Source organism: Pandoraea horticolens (genome assembly GCF_902459555.1).
GTDB lineage: Bacteria > Pseudomonadota > Gammaproteobacteria > Burkholderiales > Burkholderiaceae > Pandoraea > Pandoraea horticolens.
On the sequence record NZ_CABPSM010000015.1, the window covers coordinates 77646 to 103120 of the forward strand.

General features: G+C 64.2%; 19 protein-coding genes. 15 read left to right on the forward strand and 4 right to left on the reverse strand.

Features of this window, described 5'->3' with window-relative positions:
- Window positions 1-2 precede the first annotated feature (2 nt).
- Genes PHO31112_RS21040 through PHO31112_RS21070 form a run of 7 tightly spaced genes read left to right on the forward strand, consistent with a single transcriptional unit; the run spans window position 3 to window position 8511 of the window.
- Window positions 3-1271, forward strand: coding sequence for a 3-isopropylmalate dehydratase large subunit (locus PHO31112_RS21040; RefSeq protein ID WP_150622731.1), 1269 nt, complete (start codon window positions 3-5; stop codon window positions 1269-1271).
- Between the two features lie 22 nt (window positions 1272-1293).
- Window positions 1294-1842 carry a LeuD/DmdB family oxidoreductase small subunit gene (locus PHO31112_RS21045; RefSeq protein ID WP_150622733.1) on the forward strand — a complete coding sequence of 183 codons (549 nt, stop codon included), beginning with the start codon at window positions 1294-1296 and terminating at the stop codon, window positions 1840-1842.
- On the forward strand, window positions 1836-3530 hold the full coding sequence (locus PHO31112_RS21050; protein ID WP_150622735.1) for a hydantoinase B/oxoprolinase family protein: 1695 nt from the start codon (window positions 1836-1838) through the stop codon (window positions 3528-3530). Before PHO31112_RS21045 ends, PHO31112_RS21050 begins: the two co-directional genes overlap by 7 nt.
- Window positions 3527-5599: a hydantoinase/oxoprolinase family protein gene (locus PHO31112_RS21055; RefSeq protein ID WP_150622737.1), complete on the forward strand. Its 2073-nt coding sequence runs from the start codon at window positions 3527-3529 to the stop codon at window positions 5597-5599. The genes PHO31112_RS21050 and PHO31112_RS21055 overlap by 4 nt, the downstream gene beginning before the upstream one ends.
- A gap of 22 nt (window positions 5600-5621) precedes the next feature.
- Window positions 5622-6239, forward strand: a complete 618-nt coding sequence (locus tag PHO31112_RS21060; protein WP_150622739.1) for a cysteine hydrolase family protein — start codon at window positions 5622-5624, stop codon at window positions 6237-6239.
- Window positions 6236-7651, forward strand: coding sequence for an FAD-dependent oxidoreductase (locus PHO31112_RS21065; protein ID WP_150622741.1), 1416 nt, complete (start codon window positions 6236-6238; stop codon window positions 7649-7651). Before PHO31112_RS21060 ends, PHO31112_RS21065 begins: the two co-directional genes overlap by 4 nt.
- Complete coding sequence (locus PHO31112_RS21070) at window positions 7648-8511, forward strand: isocitrate lyase/PEP mutase family protein (RefSeq protein WP_150622743.1); 864 nt, start codon at window positions 7648-7650, stop codon at window positions 8509-8511. Before PHO31112_RS21065 ends, PHO31112_RS21070 begins: the two co-directional genes overlap by 4 nt.
- A gap of 108 nt (window positions 8512-8619) precedes the next feature.
- Here the strand turns inward: PHO31112_RS21070 and PHO31112_RS21075 are convergent, their stop codons facing one another.
- Window positions 8620-9843, reverse strand: a complete 1224-nt coding sequence (locus PHO31112_RS21075) for a CaiB/BaiF CoA transferase family protein (protein ID WP_150622745.1) — start codon at window positions 9841-9843, stop codon at window positions 8620-8622.
- Window positions 9844-10088: 245 nt separating this feature from the next.
- Here PHO31112_RS21075 and alaS point away from each other — a divergent pair, with 245 nt between their 5' ends.
- The 5 genes from alaS (at window position 10089) to PHO31112_RS21100 (ending at window position 16748) form a co-directional block, all read left to right on the forward strand.
- On the forward strand, window positions 10089-12713 hold the full coding sequence (gene alaS, locus PHO31112_RS21080) for an alanine--tRNA ligase (protein ID WP_150622747.1): 2625 nt from the start codon (window positions 10089-10091) through the stop codon (window positions 12711-12713).
- Window positions 12714-13072: 359 nt separating this feature from the next.
- On the forward strand, window positions 13073-14329 hold the full coding sequence (locus tag PHO31112_RS21085; protein ID WP_150622749.1) for a YbfB/YjiJ family MFS transporter: 1257 nt from the start codon (window positions 13073-13075) through the stop codon (window positions 14327-14329).
- Window positions 14330-14462: 133 nt separating this feature from the next.
- Window positions 14463-15233, forward strand: coding sequence for a class II aldolase/adducin family protein (locus PHO31112_RS21090; RefSeq protein WP_150622751.1), 771 nt, complete (start codon window positions 14463-14465; stop codon window positions 15231-15233).
- A gap of 114 nt (window positions 15234-15347) precedes the next feature.
- A complete protein-coding gene (locus tag PHO31112_RS21095; RefSeq protein ID WP_150622753.1) occupies window positions 15348-15542 on the forward strand; it encodes a 4-oxalocrotonate tautomerase in 195 nt (64 codons plus the stop codon).
- A gap of 90 nt (window positions 15543-15632) precedes the next feature.
- The gene (locus PHO31112_RS21100; protein WP_150622755.1) at window positions 15633-16748 is read left to right on the forward strand and encodes a threonine aldolase family protein; all 1116 of its coding nucleotides are present in this window, start codon (window positions 15633-15635) and stop codon (window positions 16746-16748) included.
- 31 nt (window positions 16749-16779) lie between these two features.
- Here PHO31112_RS21100 and PHO31112_RS21105 read toward each other — a convergent pair whose 3' ends face one another.
- Entirely contained in the window at window positions 16780-18093 is a 1314-nt protein-coding gene (locus PHO31112_RS21105) for a chloride channel protein (RefSeq protein ID WP_150622844.1), read from the reverse strand.
- A 201-nt stretch (window positions 18094-18294) separates the two neighbouring features.
- On the opposite strand from PHO31112_RS21105, the gene PHO31112_RS21110 reads away from it, so the two are divergent.
- Both PHO31112_RS21110 and PHO31112_RS21115 read left to right on the forward strand, forming a co-directional pair.
- Window positions 18295-18825, forward strand: coding sequence for an NUDIX domain-containing protein (locus PHO31112_RS21110; RefSeq protein ID WP_150622757.1), 531 nt, complete (start codon window positions 18295-18297; stop codon window positions 18823-18825).
- An 89-nt stretch (window positions 18826-18914) separates the two neighbouring features.
- Entirely contained in the window at window positions 18915-19142 is a 228-nt protein-coding gene (locus PHO31112_RS21115; RefSeq protein ID WP_010806302.1) for a sulfurtransferase TusA family protein, read from the forward strand.
- A 79-nt stretch (window positions 19143-19221) separates the two neighbouring features.
- On the opposite strand, the gene galU is transcribed toward PHO31112_RS21115, so the two are convergent.
- The gene (galU, locus tag PHO31112_RS21120; RefSeq protein ID WP_150622759.1) at window positions 19222-20106 is read right to left on the reverse strand and encodes a UTP--glucose-1-phosphate uridylyltransferase GalU; all 885 of its coding nucleotides are present in this window, start codon (window positions 20104-20106) and stop codon (window positions 19222-19224) included.
- 29 nt (window positions 20107-20135) lie between these two features.
- The gene (locus PHO31112_RS21125) at window positions 20136-22997 is read right to left on the reverse strand and encodes a valine--tRNA ligase (RefSeq protein WP_150622761.1); all 2862 of its coding nucleotides are present in this window, start codon (window positions 22995-22997) and stop codon (window positions 20136-20138) included.
- A gap of 111 nt (window positions 22998-23108) precedes the next feature.
- On the opposite strand from PHO31112_RS21125, the gene PHO31112_RS21130 reads away from it, so the two are divergent.
- Window positions 23109-25430, forward strand: coding sequence for a UvrD-helicase domain-containing protein (locus tag PHO31112_RS21130; RefSeq protein ID WP_150622763.1), 2322 nt, complete (start codon window positions 23109-23111; stop codon window positions 25428-25430).
- The last annotated feature ends 45 nt before the right edge of the window (window positions 25431-25475 follow it).

Genomic DNA, 25475 nt, shown 5'->3' on the forward strand with positions numbered 1-25475 from the left:
GAATGACCGTGGCTCAAACGCTGACGCAAAAACTGTTGGCGGCCGCCTGTGGCCGCGACGAGGTCGCCGTGGGCGAGATCGTCACTTGTCGCGTCGATCTCGCGATGTTTCACGATTCCAGCGGCCCCCGCCGTCTGCAACCGATGCTCGAATCGCTGGGCGCACAGTTGTGGGACAAATCGAAAGTGGTGCTCGTCATCGATCACTACGTGCCGGAATTCGACGACGAATCGCGGCGTATCGTGCGCATCGCCCGCGGCTGGGCGAGCGCGCAGGCGCTGCCCAACGTCTACGACTCGGTTGGCATCTGCCACGTGGTCGTTCCCGAACACGGCCATCTGCGCCCCGGCATGTTCTGCGTGGGCGGTGATTCGCATTCGCCCACCGGCGGGGCGTTCGGCGCTTATATGTTCGGCATCGGCAGCACCGAAATGCTGGGCGTCGCCGTCTCGGGCGAGATCTGGGTCAAAGTGCCGGAAACCCTTCAGATGCGCTGGGACGGACGTCTGGCCGACGGTGTAACCGCGAAGGACATGATGCTGCACATGATCGGCCGCTTCGGCATGAATGGCGGACGTTATCAGGCCATCGAATTCTGCGGCGAGGCCGTGCGTGCGCTGTCGATGCAGGAGCGCATGACGCTCTCGAACATGAGCGCCGAACTTGGCTCGCAGGTTGGGCTGATTGCGCCCGACGCGACCACGCTCGACTACCTGCGCTCGGTTGGCGCGACCGCCGCCATTGACGTCGAGCGCTGGCAGTCAGATGAGGGCGCCGCCGCCGAAGTGCATTCGTTCGATGCCGGCGCACTTGCCCCGCAGGTGGCCGCGCCGCACAGCCCTGCCAATACGCGCGGCGTCGGCGAATTCGCCGATGTCGCGGTAGACGTCGCTTATCTGGGCGCCTGCACGGGGGCGAAGCTCGAGGACCTGCGCGCGGCGGCCCGCGTGCTGCGAGGCAAGCGCGTGGCCGATGGTATGCACTTCGTCGTCGCCCCGGCCTCGCAGCGAGATCAGGCGCAGGCGGCTCGCGAGGGCGTGATGGACGTGCTCACGGCTGCCGGTGCGCAGGTGCTTGCCACCACCTGCGGTGCCTGCGCGGGATACGGCGGCTCGATTCCCGAAGGGGCAACCGTCATGTCGAGCACTGCCCGCAATTTCAAGGGGCGCATGGGGGCGGAGACGGCGCAGGTCTATCTCGGCTCGCCCTATACGGTGGCGGCTGCCGCGCTCACTGGCCGCATCGCCGACCCGCGCGACTTGCTCGCCTGACTTTGTTCGTCACACGTTTGCCATGACCACCCCAACCACGACTGTTGATCCACGCAGCACCTCGCATCGCGCCTGGGTCGTCGGCGCCGATATCGATACCGACGCACTCGCGCCGGGTGCTTACATGAAGTTCGGCATCGACGAGATCGCGCGCCATTGCCTGCATCGCGTTCGCCCCGAGTTTGCGGCGAGCGTGCAGGCGGGCGACGTGCTCGTCGCCGGCCCGAACTTCGGCATCGGCTCGTCGCGCGAGCAGGCGGCAGCGGCGCTGGTTTATCTCGGCGTGCGCGCTGTGATTGCGCCGTCGTTCAATGGCCTGTATTTCCGCAACGCCTTCAATGTGGGGCTGTTGTTACTGACCTGCGCCGACGCGCATCGCGTTGCCGAGGGCGAAGCCCTGCGGCTTTCGCCGCGCGAAGGCTTCGTCGAGCGTGCCAACGGCAGCCGGCTCGCCTGCGAGACCGTGCCGGGATTTCTGCTCGACATGGTCGACGCAGGCGGGCTGCTCAACCTGCTCAAGCAACGCCGTATGGCACCCCACGCGACATCCAACGGAGTTTCCTCATGCTAGATCCCGTCACTTTGGCGGTCCTCAAGGGCCGTCTGGAGCAGATCGCCGACGAAATGGACGCGACGCTTTACCGCAGTGCGTTCAATCCCATCATTGCCGAGGCGCATGACGCCTGTCACGGCATCTACGACGCGGCCACTGGCGCCACGCTGATTCAGGGCAAGTCGGGCCTGCCCGTCTTCGTCGGTGCGATGGCCTTCGCCGTGCAGGCGGCGGCGCGCGCGGCGGCAGAGCGCGGCGGCATGGTCGATGGCGATGTATGGCTGTTCAACGACCCCTACGAGGGCGGTACCCACGCCAACGACTTCAAGCTTGTGCGTCCGGTGTTTCGCAACGGCAAGCTGTATTGCTTTCTGGCGTCGGCCGCGCACTGGCACGACGTGGGAGGTGCGGTGCCGGGCAACTACAACCCGGCGGCGACCGAGTGCTGGCAGGAAGCCGTGCAGATTCCGCCGGTACGCATCGTTCGCGGTGGTGAACTCGATGCCGACGTGCTCGCGATCCTCAAGGCAAACACGCGACTGCCCGACAGCCTCTGGGGCGATCTGAACGGGCAATTGTCGGCGCTGACCCTCGGCGCACGACGTCTGGCAGATCTGCTCGACGAATACGGCGACATGACGGTGCAGGAGGCCCTTGGCCAACTGCGCGAGCGTGCCGTCAAGCTCATGCGTGCACATGTGGCCGCGTTGCCCGATGGCGAGTACGTCTATCAGGACATGCTCGATAACGATGGGGTGCGCGATGTGCCGCTCACCATTGCGCTGCGCATGCGCGTGCAGGGCGAGACGCTTACGCTCGATTTCACCGGAACGTCGCCTGCCTGCATGGGGCCGGTGAACATTTCCCGGGCGACGGCGATTGCCGCCTGCTACGTGGCGCTCAAACACCTGTTCCCGGATGTGCCCGCCAACGCGGGCGTGCTGGACGCGGTGCAATTCGAACTGCCGGAAGGGTTGGTGATTTCCGCACAGCGCCCGCGCCCCGTGGGCGGCTATACCGAGACAATCCTGCGCATGATCGACGTGATCTTCTGTGCGATGGCCAAAGCCGCGCCGCAACGCGCGATGGCGCAGGCATACGGCACGATCAATGCCTTGTCGATCGCGGGCTATCGCACCGACGAGGCGCGTCGCGGCCAGCGCTGGGTGATGTTCAGCTTCTTCGGTGGCGGCCACGGCGGCCACATGGATGGCGATGGTCTGTCGCACGGCAACGCGCCGATTTCGACCGCCACGATTCCGCCCGTCGAGATTCTCGAAGCGGCCTATCCCGTGCGTTTCACGCAGTGGGCGCTGCGTCCCGACTCGGCGGGCGACGGTGAGCATCGGGGCGGACTGGGTGCGATCTATGAGATCGAACTGCTGGAAGACAGCGCAGAAGCGTTTGTGTTCGGCGAGCGCGGCCGCTCGGCGCCGCAAGGCATTGTGGGTGGTCAGGCGTCGGTGCCGAACGTATTCCGGTATCAGAACGATGGCGAGTGGTGCACGCCGCCGATGGCCTCGAAGATGCTCGGCATCCGGCTGGCGCGCGGTGAACGTGTGCGGCTCGAGACGCCGGGTGGCGGCGGTTACGGCGATCCCGCCCGGCGCGACGCGGCAGCGCGCGCGCATGACCGGGCGATGGGGTATGTGACGCAGGTGGCGGATGCCGCGAGCGGCAAGGCAACGAAGGAGCAACAGGCATGAGCACAGCAGCAACGACCGGGGCCCCGCTGATCGTGGGTGTTGATGTAGGCGGCACGTTTACCGATTTGTTCGTGCTCGACGAGGCGGCCGGTGCGGCACGCATCGTCAAGGTGCCGTCGACGCGGGGCGAAGAAGCGCGCGGTTTCATGAACGGCATCGGGCGTGTCGGCGCTGCCGCCGAGACGGCAGGCGCGGGGGCCATCGCGACCATCGTGCACGGCACGACGGTCGGCACGAATGCACTGCTCGAGCGTAAGGTCGCCCGCACCGGCATCATCACCACGACCGGCTTTCGCGACGTGCTGGAGATGCGCCGTCGCGACCGTCCCGCCACGTGGGGGCTGCGCGGCGATTTCACGCCGATCGTGCCGCGCGACCTGCGCATCGAAGTCGATGAGCGCGTGCTCTCGGACGGCACGATCCACACCGACGTCGATATCGCTCAGGTCGAGTCGGCGGCGCGTGCGCTGCTTGAAGCCGGTTGCGAAGCGGTGTGCGTGTTCTTCATCAATGCGTATGCCAACCCTGTCAACGAACAGCGGGCGGTCGCAGCGGTTCGCGCCCTCTGGCCTAACGGCTATGTGACGGCGGCGACGGAAGTATTGCCCGAGATCCGCGAATTCGAGCGGTGCTCGACCGCCACGCTTAACGCGGCGCTGCAACCGGTGGTGGGCAGCTATCTCACGCGGCTCGAGCGCGACCTGAAGGCACAAGGGTTCGGCGGTGAACTGCTCGTCGTGCAGAGCAATGGCGGCATCATGTCGCGGCAGACCGCCAGCGATGTCCCGGTACGCACCGCGCTCTCGGGGCCGGCGGCCGGTGTGATCGCGTGCGCGGCGATTGCGCGCGCGGCGGGCTTCGCCAACGTTGTCACAGGCGATATGGGCGGCACGTCGTTCGATGTCTCGCTTGTGGCGGGCGGCGAGGCATCGCTCTCCGCACAGACATCCATCGAGTTCGGCATGGTGGTGCGCTCGCCGATGATCCAGATCGAAACCATCGGGGCGGGTGGTGGCTCGATTGCGTCGGTGGACGCAGGCGGCTTGCTGCAAGTCGGGCCCGAGTCGGCGGGCAGCATTCCCGGCCCGGCCTGTTACGGGCGCGGTAATCTGCGCCCGACCGTGACCGACGCCAACGTGCTGCTCGGACGTATTGCCGCCGACCGGCCGCTGGGCGGCGGCTTGCTCGACAAACTCGACGCGGGCTTGGCGGCACAGGCCATCGGCGAGCACGTGGCCGCGCCGCTGGGGTTGGAGGTACATGCGGCGGCGGAAGCCATTCTGACGGTGGCCAACGCCAAGATGGCCGGGGCCATTCGCGTGGTGTCGATCGAGCGGGGCCACGATCCGCGCCAGTTTGCCTACATGCCGTTCGGCGGCGGCGGTGCGTTGCACGTGTGCGCGATGATGCGCGAGGTCGGTACGACCACAGGGATCGTGCCGCGTTACCCCGGCGTGACCTCGGCGCTCGGTTGCGTGATGGCCGACATGCGTCACGACAGCGTGCAGACACTCAATCAGCCGCTTGCCGCCCTCGATGTCGAGGATCTCGTGGCCCGCGTGGAGGCGCTTGCTCAGGCTTGTCAGACGCGTCTGGATTCGGCGGGCGTGCGTTTCGAATCGGTGCGCGAGGCCATCGAACTCGACATGCTCTACGTCGGCCAAAGCCACACCGTGCGTGTGCCGGTGTCGCGCGATGCACTGCATCGCGATGGCATTGCACAGGCATTCGACGTTGCCTATCGCGAGGCGTTCGGCCGTGCGCTCGATGGGATTGCGGTGCGCATCATGAATCTGCGCTACGCCCGCATCGGTGTGCGTCCGAAATTCGATCTCGCGGTGCTCGCGCCGCAGGACAGCGCCATGCCGGCGCCGCTGGGGACGCAACGTGTCTATCACGCAGGGCAGTGGTGGGATGCCGTGCGATATGCGCGCCTCGATTTGCCGGTCGGTGCGACGGTGGCGGGCCCCGCGATTCTTGAGCAATCGGATACGACGATCTGGCTGGAGCCGGAATTCTCGGGGCGCGTCGACGCGCTGGGCAACCTGCTCATCACGCGCAGCGCTTGAGCACGGGTATCGGAGAGACGACATGAGTCAAACCCTCAAGCTCGACAGCGCTCGCACCGCGCTCATCATCGTGGACTTGCAGAACGACTTCATCACGCCGGGCGGTGCGTACGACCGGGGGAGAGCGACCACACCGCAGGCGCAGGCGCTTCCCGCGCGGCTGGCGCCGGTTGCGGCGTCGCTCAAAGCGGCGGGCGGTTACGTCGCGGCGAGTCAGTTCACGCTCTGGCCCGATGCGAACGGCGAGCCGATGATCTCCCCGCACCTGAAACAGTTACGGCCTTTCCTGCGGCGCGGTGACTTCGTGGCCGGCACGACGGGACACGCGACGGTGGATGCCCTTGCGGGCCACGTCGACATGTCGGTGTGGAAGGTGGCTTATTCGGCGTTCTTCAACACGCAGCTCGACTGGGTGCTGCGTCGTGCAGGCGTCGAGACCGTAGCGGTGTGCGGCATCGTGACGAATGGCGGCGTGGCGAGTACCGCGCGGGACGCGCATATGCGCGATTACCGCGTACTCGTGCTCTCGGACGGCTGCGCCGCCCCCACACCTGCCGCACACGACGCCGCGCTTGCCGATCTGTGCACCGTGGGCGAAGTTCTGACTTGCGAGGCCTTCATGGGCCGGCTTGCTGCATGAGCGCGCCGGTGATTCGTCATGGCTTGCCGCCAGTGGACGATCTGCCGCACGCCCGTGTCGTGATCGTCGGCGCGGGGGCTTGCGGGCTGACTGCCGCGTTGGTCCTGCAAGACGCCGGCATCGATTGCGTACTATTGGAGCGCGACGCGGTGCCCAGCGGTTCCACGGCACTCTCGTCGGGCTTCATCCCGGCGGCGGGAAGCGATGTGCAGCGGGCCGCGGGTATCGACGATAGCCCGCGCCGGTTTGCCGACGATATTGCGGGCAAGACGCAGGGCACGGCTGCCGGGCATCTCGTGCGTGCCTACACGCAGGCCTCGGGGCCGGCGATGGATCTGTTGGCGCGTCATGGCTTGCGCTTCGAGATTCTCGATGGCTTTCTGTATCCCGGGCACACCGTGCGTCGTATGCACAGCTTGCCCGAGCGTACCGGTGCGGCGCTCATGGCGGCACTGGAGCGCGCCGTGCAGGCGACCGACGCGGCTATCCTCACGCGCACGCTGGTCCGGGAGTTATGGGTGGACGAGGCGGGGCGAGTATGCGCCGTCGGTGGACTTCGTCCGGATGGTTCGATGGAGTATCTCGGCTGCGACATGCTGTTGCTGGCGTGCAATGGTTTCGGCGGCAATGCCACGCTTCGCGCCGAACTGCTGCCGGAGATGACGCATGCGGTGTTTGGCGGGCACGAAGGTAACGACGGCAGTGCGCTTCTCTGGGGGCGCGAACTGGGCGCGGCACAGGCCGATCTCGGCGGGTATCAGGGACACGGCTCGTGGGCGAGTCCGCACGGTGTGCTGATTTCGTGGGCCGTCATCATGGACGGTGGCATTCAGGTCAATCGGGAGGGACGCCGTTTCCACGACGAAACGCACGGCTACTCCGAGGCGGCCGTGTATGTGCTGGCGCAGACGGATGGCGTCGCGTGGAACGTGTTCGATGCGCAAACGCTGGCGCTCGCCAGAACCTTCCCCGACTTTCAGGACGCAGAAGCCGCTGGGGCGCTCAAGACTTGCGCGGATATTGACGCGCTCGCCCGAATCGTCGGCTGCGACGCGGCGACGTTGCGAGAGACGCTCGACACCGTGGCGCCTGGTGCAACGGCCGGTGACGGACGTACGTTCGCGCGAGCGATCGCCGCGCCGTATTACGCCGTGAAAGTCACCGGTGCGCTATTCCACACGCAAGGCGGACTCGATATCGACGCCCAATGCCGTGTACTCACGCCCGACGGCACGCCTCTGCCCAATCTGCTAGCCGCCGGTGGCGCGGCGCGTGGTGTGTCGGGCCATGCCGTCTGGGGCTATCTGTCTGGCAACGGCCTGCTCTCGGCCGTTGCGGGAGGCTTTCTCGCAGCGCATACGGCAGCCGATGTGATCGCGGCCCAATCACCTTCTCAGGAGACCTCTGCATGACGTCCTCGTCGTCTCTCAAACAGTGCCTGGGCGGCGATGTGCTGCTCGCCCCCGGTGTCTACGACGCGCTGTCTGCACTCATTGCCGCTCAGGCGGGCTTCGAGGCGCTGTATCTGTCGGGCGCGTCGATTGCCTACACCCGGCTGGGGCGCTCGGACATCGGGCTGACGACCTATCCGGAGGTGGAAGACACGCTCGCCCGGATTACCGAGCGCGTTGAGATTCCCGTGATCGTCGACGCCGACACCGGCTTCGGCAACGCCCTCAACGTCAAACGCACCGTGCGAGGCTTCGAGCGCGCCGGGGCCGCAATGATTCAGTTGGAAGATCAGACCTTCCCGAAGCGCTGCGGTCATCTCGACGGCAAGGGCGTGGTGCCGGTGCAGGAGATGATCGGCAAGGTGCGCGCGGCGGTCGACGCCCGTCACGATGCGCGCACGCTGATTCTCGCGCGAACGGACGCCGTGGCCGTCGAAGGTCTCGATGCCGCGCTCGATCGTGCCGAGCGCTATCTGGAAGCGGGGGCCGATGCGCTGTTCATCGAAGCGTTGCGCAGCCCGGAGCAAATGGCGGCGGCGTGTACGCGATTCGCACAGCGCGTGCCGTTGCTGGCCAACATGGTCGAAGGCGGCAAGACCCCGGTGCAAAGCGCGCAGGCGCTCGCCGACATCGGCTTCCGTATCGTGATCTTCCCGGGCGGGACGGCGCGTGCTGTCGCCAACACGTTGCAGGGGTACTACGCCAATCTGCACGAGCAAGGCACTACGGCGGCATGGCGTGAACGCATGCTCGACTTCGATGGCTTGAATGCGGTGATCGGCACCCCGGCGCTGCTCGCCGAGGGCAAGCAATACGAATAGACGGGCAGGCGGGCGATGCCCGTATGAGGAATCGGCGCGTGGTGTGGGTCGCGCCGGTAAGGCAGGGCCTGTCGCGATTGGCTTCGCGTCAGGCCCTTCTTACGGGTGTCAGACGATGCTGTCGCCGCGCAACTGCGCGATCCTGGCGTCGTCGAAGCCCAGGCGTTCACGCAGAATTTCGTCGCTGTGCTGGCCCAGCGTGGGCGGAGCGCTACGGGCCACGGGCGGCGTCTCGCTCATCTTCATCGGGCTGGCGACGAGGCGGGCCACACCGCCCGAGGGATGCGGCAACTCCAGCGCCATCTCGCGCGCGATGACCTGCGGATGGGCGAACACTTCCGGCAGCGTGTTGATCGGGCCGCACGGCACACCGGCCGCTTCGAGCTTGTCGATCCAGGTGTCCTTGCCGAACTTGCACACCATTTGCGCGAGAATTGGCACGAGCGTGTCGCGGTGACGTACGCGCGATGGGTTGGTCGCAAAACGCGCGTCGTCGGCAAGCGCGGGCGCTTCGCCCGCCTCGACGAACTTGCGGAACTGCCCGTCGTTGCCCACCGCCACGATGATCCAGCCGTCGTCGGCCGTCTGGAAGGTCTGGTACGGCACGATGTTCGGGTGCGCATTGCCCCAGCGCACGGGGGGCTTCCCGCTCGCCAGATAGTTGGTGTTCATGTTGGCGAGCATGGCGACCTGCGTGTCGAGCAACGCCATGTCGATGTACTGACCCACGCCCGTGCGGTCGCGGTGGGTGAGGGCGGCCATGATCGCGAGGCTCGCATACATGCCCGTCATCAGATCGGCAATGGCGACGCCGGCCTTTTGAGGGCCGCCCCCCGGCAGGCCGTCGCGCTCGCCGGTGATGCTCATGAAGCCGCCAATGCCTTGCACGATGAAGTCGTATCCGGCGCGCGACGCGTGCGGGCCGTTCTGGCCGAAGCCCGTGATCGAGCAGTAGACGAGATCCGGTTTGGTGGCCTTGAGCGACGCGTAGTCGAGGCCGTACTTCGCGAGTTGGCCGACCTTGTAGTTCTCGACGACGACGTCGCTTTGCGCGGCGAGTGCGCGCACGATCGCTTGCCCTTCCGGGCGCGAGATGTCGAGCGTGAGCGAGCGCTTGTTGCGGTTGGCCGCGAGATAGTAAGCGGCCTCCTGCGTGTCGTTGCCGTTGGCGTCTCGCTGATACGGCGGCCCCCAGCTACGAGTGTCGTCGCCCACGCCGGGGCGCTCCACCTTGATGACGTCGGCCCCCAGATCCGCCAGATTCTGCGTGGCCCACGGCCCGGCCAGTACTCGCGAAAGATCCAACACCCGGATATGGCTCAGCGCGCCCATCGTATTCGTATCTCCTGTGCATTCGTCGTGGTTCGTGGTCGTCGGCATTGCGCGGAACAATGTTTTGCAATGCGGAACTTCTGAGGGGGAGTCTACGGCCTGCCGTTCTCCGCTGACCAGCGTCGTTTCGCAGTGCGGTTGGCGGCGCGACGCGGTGACGGGATCGATTTCCCGTATAATCAAAAGTTTGCAAAATACCCACCAGGCTTGGCTTAGCTCGCCCGGTCCCCACGCTCACGCACCCTATGAAAGTCGCAGACATTCGGGAAAAATTCCTCAACTTCTTCGAGTCGAAGGGGCACACCATCGTGCGCTCGTCGAGCCTCGTGCCGTCCAATGACCCCACGCTGCTGTTCACGAACTCCGGCATGGTGCAGTTCAAGGACGTCTTCCTCGGTCTCGAAACGCGCCCATACAAGCGCGCGACCACGGCCCAGCGCAGCGTGCGCGCGGGCGGCAAGCACAACGATCTGGAGAACGTCGGCTACACGGCGCGTCACCACACGTTCTTCGAAATGCTGGGCAACTTCTCGTTCGGCGACTACTTCAAGCGCGAAGCGATTCAGTACGCCTGGGAATTGCTGACGGAAGTCTACAAACTGCCGAAGGACAAACTCTGGGTCACCGTCTACAAGGAAGACGACGAGGCTTACGACATCTGGGCGAAGGAAGTGGGCGTGCCGGCCGAGCGAATCATCCGCATCGGCGACAACAAGGGCGCGCGCTACGCCTCGGACAACTTCTGGCAGATGGCCGACACCGGCCCGTGCGGCCCGTGCTCGGAAATCTTCTTCGATCACGGCGCCGACGTGTGGGGCGGCCCCCCCGGATCGCCGGAAGAAGACGGTGATCGCTACATCGAGATCTGGAATCTCGTGTTCATGCAGTTCAACCGCGACGAGCAGGGCAACATGACGCCGCTGCCCAAGCCCTGCGTGGATACCGGCATGGGGCTGGAGCGTATCGCGGCCGTGCTGCAGCACGTGCACAGCAATTACGAAATCGACCTGTTCCAGCATCTGATCAAGGCTGCGGGCCGCGAGACCGGTGTGACCGATCTCAACGCGAACTCGCTCAAGGTGATTGCCGATCACATCCGCGCTTGCTCGTTCCTGATCGTCGACGGCGTGATTCCGGGCAACGAAGGCCGCGGCTATGTGCTGCGCCGTATCATCCGCCGCGCGATCCGCCACGGTTACAAGCTCGGCTGCAAGAAGCCGTTCTTCTACAAGCTCGTACCGGATCTGGTCGCCGAGATGGGCGTCGCTTATCCGGAACTGGCGCAAGCGCAGCAACGCGTGACCGACGTGCTCAAGCAGGAAGAAGAGCGTTTCGGCGAAACCATCGAGAACGGTATGGAGATTCTCGAAGGCGCGCTGGCCGATCTGGCCAAGCGCGGCGTGACCACGCTCGACGGCGAACTCGCCTTCAAGCTGCACGACACGTATGGCTTCCCGCTCGATCTGACGGCCGACGTTTGCCGCGAGCGCGGCATCACGGTCGACGAGGCCGCGTTCGATGCTGCAATGGCGCGTCAGCGCGAGCAGGCCCGTGCTGCGGGCAAGTTCAAGATGGCGACAGCCCTCGAATACAGCGGCGACAAGACCCGCTTCCAGGGCTACGACAAGCTGGTGCTCGAAGGTGCCAAGGTGACGGCGCTCTACGTCGATGGCACGAGCGTGGGCAAGCTCTCCGCAGGGCAACAAGGTATCGTCGTGCTCGACACCACGCCGTTCTACGCCGAGTCCGGCGGTCAGGTGGGCGATCAGGGCCTGATCGCCGCTGGCGGCGCACGTTTCGGTGTGTCGGACACGCAGAAGATTCAGGCCGACGTGTTCGGCCACTACGGCAAGCTGGAATCGGGCGAACTGAAGGTGGGCGAGGCTGTCGCGGCGCAGGTCGACGCCGTGCGCCGTGCGCGCACCGTTCGCAACCACTCTGCCACGCACTTGATGCACAAGGCGCTGCGTGAAGTGCTGGGCGCACACGTGCAACAGAAGGGCTCGCTCGTCGACGCCGACAAGACGCGTTTCGACTTCGCACACAACGCTGCGATGACCGCCGACGAAATTCGTCGCGTGGAAGATATCGTCAACGCGGAAGTCCTGACCAACGCGCCGACGCAAGCGGCGGTGATGTCCTTCGACGATGCCGTCAAGGGCGGCGCAATGGCCCTGTTCGGTGAGAAGTACGGCGACGAAGTGCGCGTGCTCGATATCGGCACGTCGCGCGAACTGTGCGGCGGCACGCACGTGACGCGCACCGGCGACATCGGCCTGTTCAAGATTGTGATGGAAGGGGGGGTGGCCGCCGGTATCCGTCGCGTAGAGGCTATCACCGGCGACAACTCGGTGCGTTTCGTGCAGAAGCTCGACGACCAGGTCAACGAGGCTGCCGCTGCACTCAAGACTCAACCGGCCGAACTCACGCCGCGTATCGCGCAGGTGCAGGAGCAGGTCAAGTCACTCGAGAAGGAACTGGCGGCGCTCAAGTCGAAGCTCGCTTCGAGCCAGGGTGACGAACTGGTCGAGAAGGCAGTCGACGTGAACGGCCTGAAAGTGCTGGCTGCGCAACTCGAAGGCGCCGATGTCAAGACGCTGCGCGAGACGATGGACAAGCTCAAGGACAAGCTCAAGAGCGCGGCCATCGTGCTCGCGGCTGTCGAGGGTGGCAAGGTCAGCCTCATTGCAGGCGTGACGGCCGACGCGACCGGCAAGGTCAAGGCCGGCGAGTTGGTCAACTTCGTCGCGCAGCAGGTCGGCGGCAAGGGCGGGGGCCGTCCGGACATGGCGCAAGCTGGCGGCACCGACCCGTCGCAGTTGCCGCAGGCGCTGGCCGGCGTGCAGGGTTGGGTCGCAGGCAAGTTCTGACGATCCGGTCAGGGCGGCGGTGCAGGCTGCCGTTCCGGTTCGATGGCGGTCTCCGGCGATTTGCCGGGATGGCTTGAGCAAAACGCGCACTTCGGTGCGCGTTTTGCATTTGAGGAGCGGATGACCCCGTACCGTCGGGTGGCCTGATGAACAAACGGTACAGTTTCAGTATTTGAAAGGATGCCGAAGTAAAGGCGCTCAGTATTTCGCGGGCGTGAGAGGCAAAGCCACACCCGGATGGCAAGTGCCGCCATTGCCCTTCATGACGCAGGGGAACCTCCGCTGCCGGTAATGGTTTGCATGTAAAGTATTTGGAAAGTTGCGCGCACCGGTGCGCGGTTTCCCACAAAGTCATCGTCATGCCAGCCACACTCACCGATTCCGACAGAGCCGCCTCGTTGCACCAGCCTTCGCCTGAGCGCGCGGCGTGGCGCATCGCCCTGTCCTGCATGCTTGCGCTGGCCATTGCCATGGGCATTGGCCGCTTCGCCTTCACGCCGATGTTGCCTCTGATGCTGCAAGAACGGCTCACCGATATTCAACACGGCAGTTGGCTCGCTTCCCTCAATTACGCGGGGTACTTCGTCGGCGCGTTGTCATGCATGTGGCTGCGCTTCACGCCGACGCTCATCATCCGTTTTGCACTCGCTGCCACCGTCGTGCTGACATTAGCGATGGGGCTGCTCGAGTCGTTCGCCGTGTGGGCCGTCGTTCGCACGCTGGCGGGGGTGATGAGTGCGTGGGCGATGGTGTTCTCGGCCGGATGGGGTTTCCGCAAGCTCGGTGAATTGCGTATGCCGAGTCTGGGGGGCGTGATCTTCGCCGGCCCCGGCGCGGGCATCGTGGTGACGGGCTTGCTTGCGAACTTGAACAGCACGCTGGCGTGGCCCGCGCGCGGCGGCTGGCTGCTGTGCAGCGTGCTTGCACTGGCGTTGCTCGTGGTGATCTGGCGCACGTTCGCGGCGGACGCGCCCACGCCCGCGAAGACGGCCAGTGCAACCAAGTCCTCGGCTGGTACGCCTGCGCAGGCCGCGGCGCATGCTGTCAATCATGGCAGTGGCGAGAGCGTCGTCCCCGTCACGGTGCTCTACAGCTTCGCCGGCTTCGGTTACATCATCACGGCGACGTTCCTGCCGGTGATCGCGCGTCAGGCCTTACCGGGCTCGTCGTGGCCGGACCTCTTTTTCCCGCTGCTCGGTCTGATGGTCATGCCGGGGGCGATCATTGGCGCGCGTGCGCCGCTTGCCTGGGACAATCGGCTGCTGCTCGCGGCGTGCTACCTCATGCAAGGCTTGGGGGTGGGGATCGGTGTCGTGCTGCCGAATGTGGCGGGATTCGCGTTGGGCAGTGTGCTCGTGGGGCTGCCGTTCACGGCGATTACCGTGTACGCGGTGCGCGAGTGCCGGCGTCTGCGTGGGGACAATGCCAATGGCTTGATCGGCCTGGTGACGGCATCCTATGGCATCGGCCAGATCGTCGGGCCGCTGGCGGCTGCGCCACTTGTCGCGGCCACCGGCAGCTTCACGGCAGCGCTGCTAGGCGCGAGCGGCGTGCTCGTGCTCGGTGCGATCGGCTTCGTGTGGGATTGGCGGCGCTCGCTCGAGCACGCACCCTGATCCTCGCGCGCAGTGCCGCCGTCATCGCCATCGCTATCGCTATCGCTATCGCTATCGCTATCGCTATCGCTATCGCTATCGCTATCGCGATTGACGTCTGCCGATCCGACATCTCCATCTTCTGGGACTCTCTATGTCTTTTACCCTGCGGGCAGGCAAAAAGGCCGCCACCGCCACGAGCGACGCCGAGCGCCAGATGCGCGTCGACCTCGCAGCCTGTTACCGGCTCGTTGCGCTGCACGGCTGGGACGATCTCATCTACACCCACATCTCCGCGATGGTGCCGGCTGAGCCGGGGCACTTTCTCATCAACCCGTTCGGACTGGCATTCGACGAAGTGACGGCATCGAATCTCGTCAAGATTACGATCACCGGTGAGATCGTGGGCGAGAGCGAACATCCTGTGAACGTGACCGGGTTTGCGCTGCACGGCGCCGTGCATGCGGCGCGCGCGGATGCCGTGTGTGTCATGCATTTGCACAATACGGCTGGCGTCGCGGTGTCGATTCAACCCCATGGATTGCTGCCGATCTCGCAGCACGCGCTTCGCTTTCACGAGCGTATCGGCTATCACGACTACGAGGGTCTGGCGTTTTCACCGTCGGAGGGGGAGCGGCTCGTGGCGTCGCTCGGCCCGCATCCGGCCATGCTGTTGCGCAATCACGGCACGCTCACGACCGGACGCACCGTGGCCGAAGCCTTCGTGCTGATGGCCACGTTGGTCAAAGCGTGCGAGATCCAGTTGCTGGCGCTGGCGGGCGGCACGTCACCTCATCTGCCGAGCGCCGCTGTGCAGGACAAAACCGCCATTCAACTCGAAGACGGCGGCGCCATCGAAGGTGCGCTGGAGTGGCCTGCACTGCTACGCAAACTGGATAAAATAGACGCCTCGTTTCGCGATTGACCGCCGCGCAGGCGCGATGTCGGGAGCGCCGGGAAAGCCGGCAGGCTTTGCACGAGGAAGCAGATGGGCGGTGGTGCCGCCCATCTTGATAACGACATGAGGAGATAGACTGCAATGCCAACGTTTCACGTCGAGATGTTCGAGGGGCGCTCGGTCGAGCAAAAGCGCGCATTCGTCAAAGCTGTCACGGAAGCCGCAGTGAACACGATCGGTTGCACGGCGGAGTCTGTGGAGATCATCATTACCGACATCAAGCGCGAGAACTGGTCTACGGCAGGTACGCTTTGGTCGGACCCGCGTCCTGAGTAAAACCGAGTGAGCCGGTGAGCGCCGCTGGCGCCGCCGGCAGGTCTGGGGCGGGGAGGCTCACGGCCTCCCCGCCGTATCGAAGAGGTTATCGTGTCGCAAGTCCCGTCCGTATCGAGTTTTCACGCCACCGCCCGTGCCGCCGCCGGCAGCGAACCGGCTCAAACGCCGCAACACTTTGCGTCGGATAACTACGCCGGGATTTGCCCCGAGGCGCTGCATTATCTGATCGATGCAAATGCCAGCGGTCACGAAGTCGCCTACGGCGACGATACCTGGACGCAGCGTGTATGCGACGGCATTCGCCAGTTGTTCGACACGGACTGCGAGGTCTTCTTCGTCTTTAACGGTACGGCGGCCAACTCGCTGGCGCTGGCGTCGTTGTCGCAGTCGTATCACTCCGTCATCTGCCACGAACTGGCGCACGTCGAGACCGACGAGTGCGGTGGGCCCGAATTTTTCTCCAACGGCGCGAAGCTGCTCACCGCGCGCGGACGCGAGAACAACGGCAAGCTCACGCCGGACGCCGTCGAATCGGTTATTAACCGGCGCTCGGACATTCACTTCCCGAAACCCAAGGTCGTCACGCTCACGCAGGCGACCGAGGTCGGTACCGTCTACTCGGTCGACGAGATTCAGGCGATCTCGGCGGTGGCCAAGCGGCGCAATCTACGCGTGCACATGGACGGCGCTCGGTTCGCCAACGCCGTCGCAACGCTGGGCTGTCATCCGGGCGATGTGACCTGGCGCGCGGGCGTGGACGTGCTTTGCTTTGGGGGCACAAAGAATGGCCTGCCGGTAGGCGAGGCCGTGGTGTTCTTCAATCGCGCGCTGGCCGAGGACTTCGCGTATCGAGTGAAGCAAGCAGGACAGTTGGCGTCGAAGATGCGCTTCATTTCTGCACCCTGGCTTGGCATGCTGGAGCACGACACGTGGCTGCGCAACGCACGTCACGCCAACGCCATGGCGCAATTGCTCGCACAACGCCTTCGCGATGTGCCGGGCGTATCGCTGATGTTCGAGACGCAAGCCAACGCCGTGTTCGCGGAATTGCCGTTGCATGTGATCGAAGCGCTACGCGCCGAGGGCTGGCGCTTCTACACGTTCATTGGCGCCGGCGGTTGCCGTTTCATGTGTGCGTGGGATACCCGCCCGGAAACGGTCGAGCGTCTGGCCGCGGATATCCGGCAACTGAGCGTGAAAGCGTAATCGATTCTCCGGTGCAGGCCGGCGGCGCGATTCATGCCTGTCGTGTCGCCGGTACCGTAGGCGTGAGAAAGCGGTGTGCCAACGTGTGATAGAACGACGGCGCGATCGCTTTCGACACCTGAGTCGAGAGCAACGCAACGGCCATGAGCGGAATCACCATCCGATGGCCGTCGATCATCTCCATGACGATCACGAACGACGTAATCGGCGATTGTGTGACCGCCGCCAGATACCCGACCATACACAGCGCAGCCATCGCTGGCAGCGGTATTACCGACGTGATGTGAGCCATTACGTTGCCGAGCCCCGCGCCGATGGCGAGCGACGGCGCGAAGATGCCACCGGGAATCCCCGACAGGTACGACACACATAACGCGGCGAATTTCAGTAGGGCGTAGAGCGGCGAGAGCGCCTCATGCGACTCAAGCAGGCCGCGCGCTTCCGCATAACCACTGCCGAAGGTCGTGCCCCCCGAGGCCACGCCAATCACGGCAATGGCCAGCCCGCACAGAAACGCGAAGCGCACCGGGTACGTCCGGCGAAGGCTCACAAGCGACGCTGGCATCCAGCGCGGCACGTTGAGCATCAGCCAGCCGAACAGGCCACCTGCAACGCCTGTCAGCAAGCTGGCGGCAATGAGCACGGGGATCAGCGTCCAGTGGAATTCGGTGAGCGCCTTGATTTGTCCGAAGTACAGATAATTGCCCTGCAGCCCGAGCGCCACGACGCCGGAAAAGATGATGGCCGTGATGAGCGTGCCGATGTTCCGGGCAACGAAACTCCGGCTCAATTCCTCGATGGCGAACACGACACCTGCGAGCGGCGTATTGAACGCAGCCGCCAGACCCGCCGCTGCGCCGGCCAGCGTCAATTGACGCTCGATGTGCGCGCTGCTGCGGCGATAGCCATGACGCATGGCATACATCAGCGAAGCGCCGATTTGCACCGTCGGCCCTTCGCGGCCAATGGTGAAGCCGCAAAGAATGCCGAGAAACGAGATCGCAATCTTGCCGATCATGATGCGCAGCGACAGCAGCGATTTCGACAGCCGCGAGTCTTGCAGCGTGGCGATGACCTGCGGAATGCCGCTGCCTTCTGCGCCAGGGAAGAACTTCTGCGTCAGCCAGATGGCCAGCGCAGCGCCAAGCGGCGTGACGACCAGCGGCAGCCAGGCGCCATGCGACAGCATGCGCTGGAACAGTTCGAAACCGAAGTCGACGAGCTTGGCGTACGCGACTGAGACCAGGCCCACGAGCACTGCACCGAGCCAGAACACACCGTAGTTATGCCAGAGGCGGCGCGAGCGATTGACGCCCCGTCTGGCCAGCCGGGCCGATAACGACAGCAACGGCGACGGCGACGGCGGCGAGGCGGACTCGGTGTTTGGCAGGATAGCTGACACTTAGTCGTGAGCGAAGAGTGAAAGACGTTGGCCGATTATACGCCCCGGCCCTTATGGGCTTGGTCTGCAGACGTCTCGGATGCTTCCGAATGTGCATCCCGTCATGAGTTCATTTAATATATTCGAATTCGCGGAAGAACGATCATGAACGAACTAATTTTCTGTCCCCGCTGTGCCTCGCCGCTCGACTCGCGTGATGTCGCCGGGCGTATTCGCCGTGCTTGCCCGGATACCGCCTGCGGTTTCGTCCACTGGGACAATCCTTTGCCGGTGGTCGCCGGCCTTGTGGAGTATCGCGGTCAGATCCTGCTGGCGCGCAACGCCGCGTGGACCGAGGGCATGTTCGCGCTCATCACCGGATTTCTCGAGCGCGATGAAACGCCTGAAGATGGCGTGCGGCGCGAGATCAAGGAAGAGACCAATCTGGAGACCGCCGCGATTTCGCTGCTCGGCGTCTACGAATTCATGCGCAAGAATGAGTTGATCATCGCCTATCACGCGGTCTGCGATGGCGATATTCGTCTCTCGGAAGAGCTGGCCGAGTTCCGCCTCGTGTCGCCGGAGCGGGTGCGTCCGTGGCGTGCGGGCACCGGACACGCGGTGGCTGAGTGGCTGCGCCGACGCAATCTGCCGATCGAATATGTCGATTCGGCAAAGCTGTCGATTGCGGGCTGATGGCGTGGTGCGGCGACTACGGTAGAATCGCGGTTTGCAGGGTGAACCTGGCACAAGATTCGCACAAGACTGACAAGAGGGACATGAGCATGGAATTTCAGAAAGAAGTCGACGCGAGCGGTCTGAACTGCCCGCTGCCGATCCTGCGTGCCAAGAAGGCGCTTGCCGAAATGCAGAGCGGCGAAGTGCTGCACATCATTGCCACGGATCCCGGTTCGGCGCGCGACTTCAGCGCATTTGCCAAGCAAACCGGCAACGAACTCATCGAGTCGCGTGAAGAGGGCAAGACGTTCCATTTCCTGATGCGCCGCCGCTGATCGCACGGCATCGCATCGCGGGCGCAAAAAAGCCGACGGACATGCCGTCGGCTTTTTCTTTGGTACCGGTGCCTGACGCTTACACGAGATCGCCGTGCGACTCGCGCAGGTACTCGCGGAACGCGTCTTTCAGCTCCGGGTGGCGCAGCGCAAACTCCACCGTCGCCTTCAGGTAGCCGAGTTTGCTACCGCAATCGAAGCGCTTGCCCTTGTAGCGGTACGCCAGGACAACCTCATCGTGCATCAGCTTCTGGATGGCATCCGTCAACTGAATCTCGCCACCTGAACCCGGATTGATCTCGCGGATGCAATCGAAAATGCGCGGACGCAGCACATAGCGGCCGACGACGCCCAGATTCGACGGCGCGTTTTCCGGTGCCGGCTTCTCGACGATATTCGTCAGCTTGACGATATCCTTCTCGCCCCACTCGTTGCCCGCGACGATCCCGTACGAGCGGCTTTGCTCGATGGGGATCTCTTCCACGCCGATGATCGAGCTGTGATACTGGTTGTACAGATCGACCATTTGCTTGAGCACCGGCGGATCGCCGTCGAGCAAGTCGTCGGCGAGGATGACCGCGAACGGCTCGTCACCCACGAGCTTTTCTGCGCACAGCACGGCATGTCCCAGACCGAGTGCCTTGGGCTGACGCACGTAGAAGCAGTCGATGTGCGGCGGCTTGATCGAATGCACGACGTCGAGCAGTGCCTGCTTGTTCTTGGCTTCCAGTTCCGCTTCGAGTTCGAAGGCCGTGTCGAAGTGATCTTCGATCGCGCGCTTGTTACGGCCCGTCACGAAGATCATCTCTGTAATGCCGGCGGCCGCCGCTTCTTCCACCGCGTACTGAATCAGCGGCTTGTCTACGATGGGCAGCATTTCCTTCGGGCTCGCCTTGGTCGCCGGGAGGAATCGGGTGCCGAGGCCCGCAACGGGGAACACGGCTTTGGTCACGACGGCTTTCATTGGTATCTCCCTGGTGGATGTCGAGCGTCTCAGGCCGGCAGGCGAGCTAGCTGGGCCTGCAACTTACCGAGAACGGCTTCAAAGTCGACCAATCGTTGCTTCTCGAGTTCCACGACGTTGGCGGGCGCGCGGGCCACAAAGCTCTCGTTGGAGAGCTTGCCGTTGCACTTTGCGATTTCGCCTTCGAGACGTTTGACTTCCTTGCCGAGGCGCTCGCGCTCCGCGGCCACGTCGATCTCGACCTTCAATGCCAGCTTGTTCGCGCCGACCACGGCGAGCGGCGCACCGGCAGCCTGCGCGTCGAGCGTGGCTTCGTCGGCCAGCACCTGCACCTCGGAGAGCTTTGCGAGCGTTTGCAGATACGGGGCGATCGACGTGAGGAATGGCACATCGCCCGCGACCAGCAGCGGCACGCGTTGTGCCGGCGACAGGCTCATTTCGCCTCGCAGATTACGGCACGCGTCGACGGCAGCCTTCAACTGCTGCATCCAGGCTTCGTCACCTTCGTCGATTTTGCTCGCGTCTGCCACCGGGTACGGCTGCACCATGATGCTGGCTTCGCCCGCGGCCTTGTCCTCCGGATAGCGGCCGGCCAGCGGCGCTACCTTCTGCCACAGGGCTTCGGTGATGAACGGAATGATCGGGTGGGCCAGACGCAGCACCGTTTCCAGCACGCGCAGCAGGGTGCGGCGCGTGGCGCGTTGTTGCGCCGGGGTGCCATTCTGGATCTGCCACTTGGCCAGTTCGACGTACCAGTCGCAGTACTCGTCCCACACGAACTTGTAGATCGTGCTGGCGATGTTGTCGAAGCGATAGTCGGCAAAGCCCTTGGCAACGTCGGCTTCCACGCGCTGCAACAGCGACACGATCCAGCGGTCGGCGCGCGAGAAGTTCAGTTGACCGTCGGGGCCGCAATCGCCCACGCACGGTGCCATGCCGCAGTCCTGGCCTTCGCAGTTCATCAGCACGAAGCGCGTGGCGTTCCACAGCTTGTTGCAGAAGTTGCGATAACCTTCACAGCGCGCGAGGTCGAAGTTGATGTTCCGGCCGAGCGTGGCCATCGACGCGAACGTGAAGCGCAGCGCGTCGGTGCCGAACGGCGCAATGCCGTCCGGGAATTCCTTGCGCGTCTTCTTCTCGATGCTCGCCGCCTGCTTCGGGTTCATCAGGCCGGTCGTGCGCTTGGCGAGGAGGGTGTCGAGCGACACACCGTCGACGATGTCGAGCGGATCGAGCGTGTTGCCCTTCGACTTGGACATCTTCTGGCCCTCGGCGTCGCGCACCAGGCCGTGCATGTACACGGTCTTGAAGGGCACCTTGCCGGTGAAGTGCGTGGTCATCATGACCATGCGCGCCACCCAGAAGAAGATGATGTCGAAGCCGGTCACGAGCACCGTCGACGGCAGGAAATGCTTCAGTTCGGGCGTCTCTTGCGGCCAGCCGAGCGACGAGAACGGCACCAGTGCCGACGAGAACCACGTGTCGAGCACGTCTTCGTCGCGCTTGAGTGCGCCGGTATAGCCGTTCGCGCGTGCCTTCCCGGCAGCTTCCTCTTCCGTCCGGGCGACGTAGACATTGCCCGCATCGTCATACCATGCGGGAATCTGGTGCCCCCACCAGAGTTGACGCGAGATACACCAGTCCTGAATGTTCTCGAGCCACTGGTTGTAAGTCGTCGCCCAGTTTTCCGGCACGAACTTGATTTCACCGTCACGCACGACGTCGAGGGCGACTTCGGTGATCGACTTGCCCGGATGGAACGTGCCTTCCGGCGCCGGTTTGCTCATCGCGACAAACCATTGGTCGGTGAGCATTGGCTCGATGATCGTGCCGGTGCGGTCGCTGCGCGGCACCATCAGCTTGTGCGGCTTGACCGATTCGAGCAGCCCCTGGGCGTCGAGGTCGGCCACGATCTGCTTGCGGGCCTCGAAACGATCCAGTCCGCGGTACTTTTCCGGGGCGTTCTCGTTGATCTTCGCGTCGAGCGTGAGAATGTTGATCTGCGGCAGGTTGTGGCGCTGGCCCACGGCGTAATCGTTGAAGTCGTGCGCCGGCGTGACTTTCACCACGCCCGTGCCGAATTCGAGATCGACGTAATCGTCGGCGATGATCGGGATTTCACGATCGGACAGCGGCAGCTTGGCCATCTGGCCGATCAGGTGCTTGTAGCGCTCGTCTTCCGGATGGACCATCAGCGCTACGTCGCCGAGCATCGTTTCGGGGCGCGTGGTGGCGACCGTGAGCGAGCCCGAACCATTGGCCAGGGGGTAGCGGATGTGCCACAGCGAGCCTTCTTCTTCCTCGCTGACCACTTCCAGATCGGACACGGCGGTGAGCAGGACCGATTCCCAGTTCACGAGACGCTTGCCCCGATAGAGCAGCCCTTGCTCGTACAGCGTGACGAACACGTCGCGCACGACACGGGACATCTTTTCGTCCATCGTGAAGTATTCGCGGCTCCAGTCGATGGAGGCGCCCAGACGGCGCACCTGACGCGTGATCGTGCTGCCCGACTGTTCCTTCCACTCCCACACGCGCTCGACGAACTTCTCGCGGCCGAGATCGTGGCGCGAGACCTTCTCGGCGTCGAGCTGGCGCTCGACGACGATCTGCGTGGCGATGCCCGCATGGTCCGTACCCGGCACCCAGAGGGTGTTGGCCCCCTTCATACGGTGGTAGCGGGTGAGGCCATCCATGATCGTCTGGTTGAACGCATGACCCATGTGCAGCGTGCCGGTAACGTTCGGCGGCGGCAACTGGATGCTGAAATCTTCGCGGGCGTCGTCGAAAGTCGGCCGGGCATAGCCTCGGCGTTCCCATTCGGGGCCCCAGTGGGCTTCGACGTCCTGCGGCTCGAAGCTCTTGGCAAGCGTATTGTCGCTGTCGCTCATGGATTGGATGGACCGTGTAATGCGTGAAACCCTGAATTATAAAAGATTCGGTGCCGTTTCCGCGGCGCAGCAGGATTTATAATCGGGCTTCACTCGAAATTCCCTCCCGACATGCCCGATCTGCTAGCGAATCTGAACCCCGAACAACTGGCCGCCGTGACCCTCCCGGACGAGCCAGCCCTCATTCTCGCGGGCGCAGGTTCCGGCAAGACGCGCGTGCTGACCACCCGTATCGCCTGGCTGATACAGCAGGGCCATGTTAGTCCGGCCGGTATTCTGGCGGTGACCTTCACCAACAAGGCGGCCAAGGAAATGCAGGCCCGTCTGGGGGCCATGCTGCCGATCAGCACCCGTGCCATGTGGATCGGCACCTTCCACGGGCTGTGCAACCGCATGCTGCGCGCGCATTTCCGCGACGCCGGGCTGCCGCAGAGCTTCCAGATCCTCGATCAGGCCGACCAACTCTCCGCCATCAAGCGAATGATGAAAGCGGCGAATGTCGACGATGAGAAGTATCCGCCGAAAAACCTGCAGTATTTCATCAATAACGCCAAGGAGCAGGGCCTGCGCCCTCACGAGGTCGAGGCCAACGACGCCTTCAACCAGAAGTTCGTCGAGCTGTACACCACCTATCAGGAGCAGTGCCAGCGCGAAGGGGTGGTCGATTTTGCCGAATTGCTGCTGCGCTGTTTCGAGTTGCTCAAGCATAACGAACCGCTGCGGGTGCATTACCAATCGCGCTTTCGTCACATTCTCGTCGACGAGTTCCAGGACACGAACAAACTCCAGTACGCATGGCTCAAGATGCTCGCGGGGTCGAACGCAGCAGTATTTGCCGTGGGCGACGACGATCAGAGTATTTACGCCTTTCGTGGTGCCAACGTCGGCAATATGGCTGACTTCGAGCGCGAATTCCGCGTTCGGCACATGATCAAGCTGGAGCAGAACTATCGGTCGCACGGCAACATCCTCGACGCCGCCAATGCGTTGATTTCGAATAACGCGCGGCGTCTGGGCAAGAATTTGCGCACCGATGCGGGGCATGGCGAGCTGATCCGGGTCTACGAAGCCGCGACCGACTTGCAGGAGGCCAGCTGGCTGGTCGATGAAATCAAGGCGCTCGTTGCACAGGGGCTGTCGCGTCAGGACATCGCCATTCTGTACCGCAGCAATGCCCAGTCGCGAGTGATGGAACACGCGCTGGTGGGGGCGGGCATCGCGTACCGCGTGTATGGCGGGCTGCGCTTCTTCGAGCGTCAGGAAGTCAAGCATGCGCTGGCCTATTTGCGTCTGATCGAGAATCCGAACGACGACACGGCATTTGCCCGTGTCGTGAACTTCCCGACGCGCGGGATCGGCGCACGGTCGCTGGAGCAACTGGCTGACGCGGCGCGTCTGTACAACTGCTCGATGTACGCCGCCGTGCCCTATATGACCGGCAAGGCGGGCACCAATCTGACGGCATTCGTCCGGTTGATCGAGCAGATGCGTCAGGACACCGCGCGCCTTACGCTGCCGGAGGTCGTCACGCACGTCATCGACGCGAGCGGGCTGATCGCGCACTATCAAACCGAGAAGGAAGGTCAGGATCGCATCGAGAACTTGCAGGAACTGGTGCACGCCGCCACGGCGTTTATCGCCGAGGAAGGTTATGGGCTCGACGCGCCGGCGCGTCTGATCGCCATGCGTCCTGCGCTGCCGGGCGCCCCCGATGTCCTGGCCTCGCCCGACGGCGTGGTGGACGCCGACACGCCCGTGGAGATGACCCCGCTCGCCGGTTTCCTGTCGCACGCCTCGCTTGAGGCCGGGGACAATCAGGCCGAGGCCGGGCAGGACGCCGTGCAACTCATGACGGTTCATGCCGCCAAGGGGCTGGAATTCACGGCGGTCTTCGTCACCGGGCTGGAGGAGGGGCTGTTCCCGCACGAAAACAGTGCGCTCGAACTCGACGGTCTCGAAGAAGAACGCCGGTTGATGTATGTGGCGATCACGCGGGCTAAGGAACGGCTATATCTCTCGTTCACCCAAAGCCGCATGCTGCATGGTCAGACACGCTACAACGTGCGTTCGCGCTTCTTCGAGGAAATCCCGGACGCGGTGCTGAAGTTCCTGACGCCGCGTGCGCAACCGGGGGGGCGTCTGGGGCAAGCCGAGCCGGCGTGGGGGCGTGACTGGTTCTCGCGTCCGCAAGTGGGCGCGACGAAGCAGGACGAATGGGTGGCGACAAAGTCGGAGCAGGCGCTTGCCGACCGTTCGCGCGCATCGGAGACCGGCTTCAAGCTGGGGCAGGGGGTCTTCCACACCAAGTTCGGCGAGGGCAAGATCATCGGGCTCGAGGGGGTGGGCGTGGAAGCCCGGGCGCATGTGAAATTCGGCCGTCATGGCGAGAAGTGGCTCGCACTGGCCGTCGCGAAGCTCCAGCCGATCGAGTAACGACGGCGTCGTTACCCATGACAAAGGGCACCCGAGGGTGCCCTT

Bases quoted from the DNA above. Each gene is read 5' to 3' on its own strand.
- PHO31112_RS21040 (WP_150622731.1), top strand. From the start codon at position 3: ATGACCGTGGCTCAAACGCTGACGCAAAAACTGTTGGCGGCCGCCTGT.
- PHO31112_RS21045 (WP_150622733.1), top strand. From the start codon at position 1,294: ATGACCACCCCAACCACGACTGTTGATCCACGCAGCACCTCGCATCGC.
- PHO31112_RS21050 (WP_150622735.1), top strand. From the start codon at position 1,836: ATGCTAGATCCCGTCACTTTGGCGGTCCTCAAGGGCCGTCTGGAGCAG.
- PHO31112_RS21055 (WP_150622737.1), top strand. From the start codon at position 3,527: ATGAGCACAGCAGCAACGACCGGGGCCCCGCTGATCGTGGGTGTTGAT.
- PHO31112_RS21060 (WP_150622739.1), top strand. From the start codon at position 5,622: ATGAGTCAAACCCTCAAGCTCGACAGCGCTCGCACCGCGCTCATCATC.
- PHO31112_RS21065 (WP_150622741.1), top strand. From the start codon at position 6,236: ATGAGCGCGCCGGTGATTCGTCATGGCTTGCCGCCAGTGGACGATCTG.
- PHO31112_RS21070 (WP_150622743.1), top strand. From the start codon at position 7,648: ATGACGTCCTCGTCGTCTCTCAAACAGTGCCTGGGCGGCGATGTGCTG.
- PHO31112_RS21075 (WP_150622745.1), bottom strand. From the start codon at position 9,843: ATGGGCGCGCTGAGCCATATCCGGGTGTTGGATCTTTCGCGAGTACTG.
- alaS (WP_150622747.1), top strand. From the start codon at position 10,089: ATGAAAGTCGCAGACATTCGGGAAAAATTCCTCAACTTCTTCGAGTCG.
- PHO31112_RS21085 (WP_150622749.1), top strand. From the start codon at position 13,073: ATGCCAGCCACACTCACCGATTCCGACAGAGCCGCCTCGTTGCACCAG.
- PHO31112_RS21090 (WP_150622751.1), top strand. From the start codon at position 14,463: ATGTCTTTTACCCTGCGGGCAGGCAAAAAGGCCGCCACCGCCACGAGC.
- PHO31112_RS21095 (WP_150622753.1), top strand. From the start codon at position 15,348: ATGCCAACGTTTCACGTCGAGATGTTCGAGGGGCGCTCGGTCGAGCAA.
- PHO31112_RS21110 (WP_150622757.1), top strand. From the start codon at position 18,295: ATGAACGAACTAATTTTCTGTCCCCGCTGTGCCTCGCCGCTCGACTCG.
- PHO31112_RS21115 (WP_010806302.1), top strand. From the start codon at position 18,915: ATGGAATTTCAGAAAGAAGTCGACGCGAGCGGTCTGAACTGCCCGCTG.
- galU (WP_150622759.1), bottom strand. From the start codon at position 20,106: ATGAAAGCCGTCGTGACCAAAGCCGTGTTCCCCGTTGCGGGCCTCGGC.
- PHO31112_RS21125 (WP_150622761.1), bottom strand. From the start codon at position 22,997: ATGAGCGACAGCGACAATACGCTTGCCAAGAGCTTCGAGCCGCAGGAC.
- PHO31112_RS21130 (WP_150622763.1), top strand. From the start codon at position 23,109: ATGCCCGATCTGCTAGCGAATCTGAACCCCGAACAACTGGCCGCCGTG.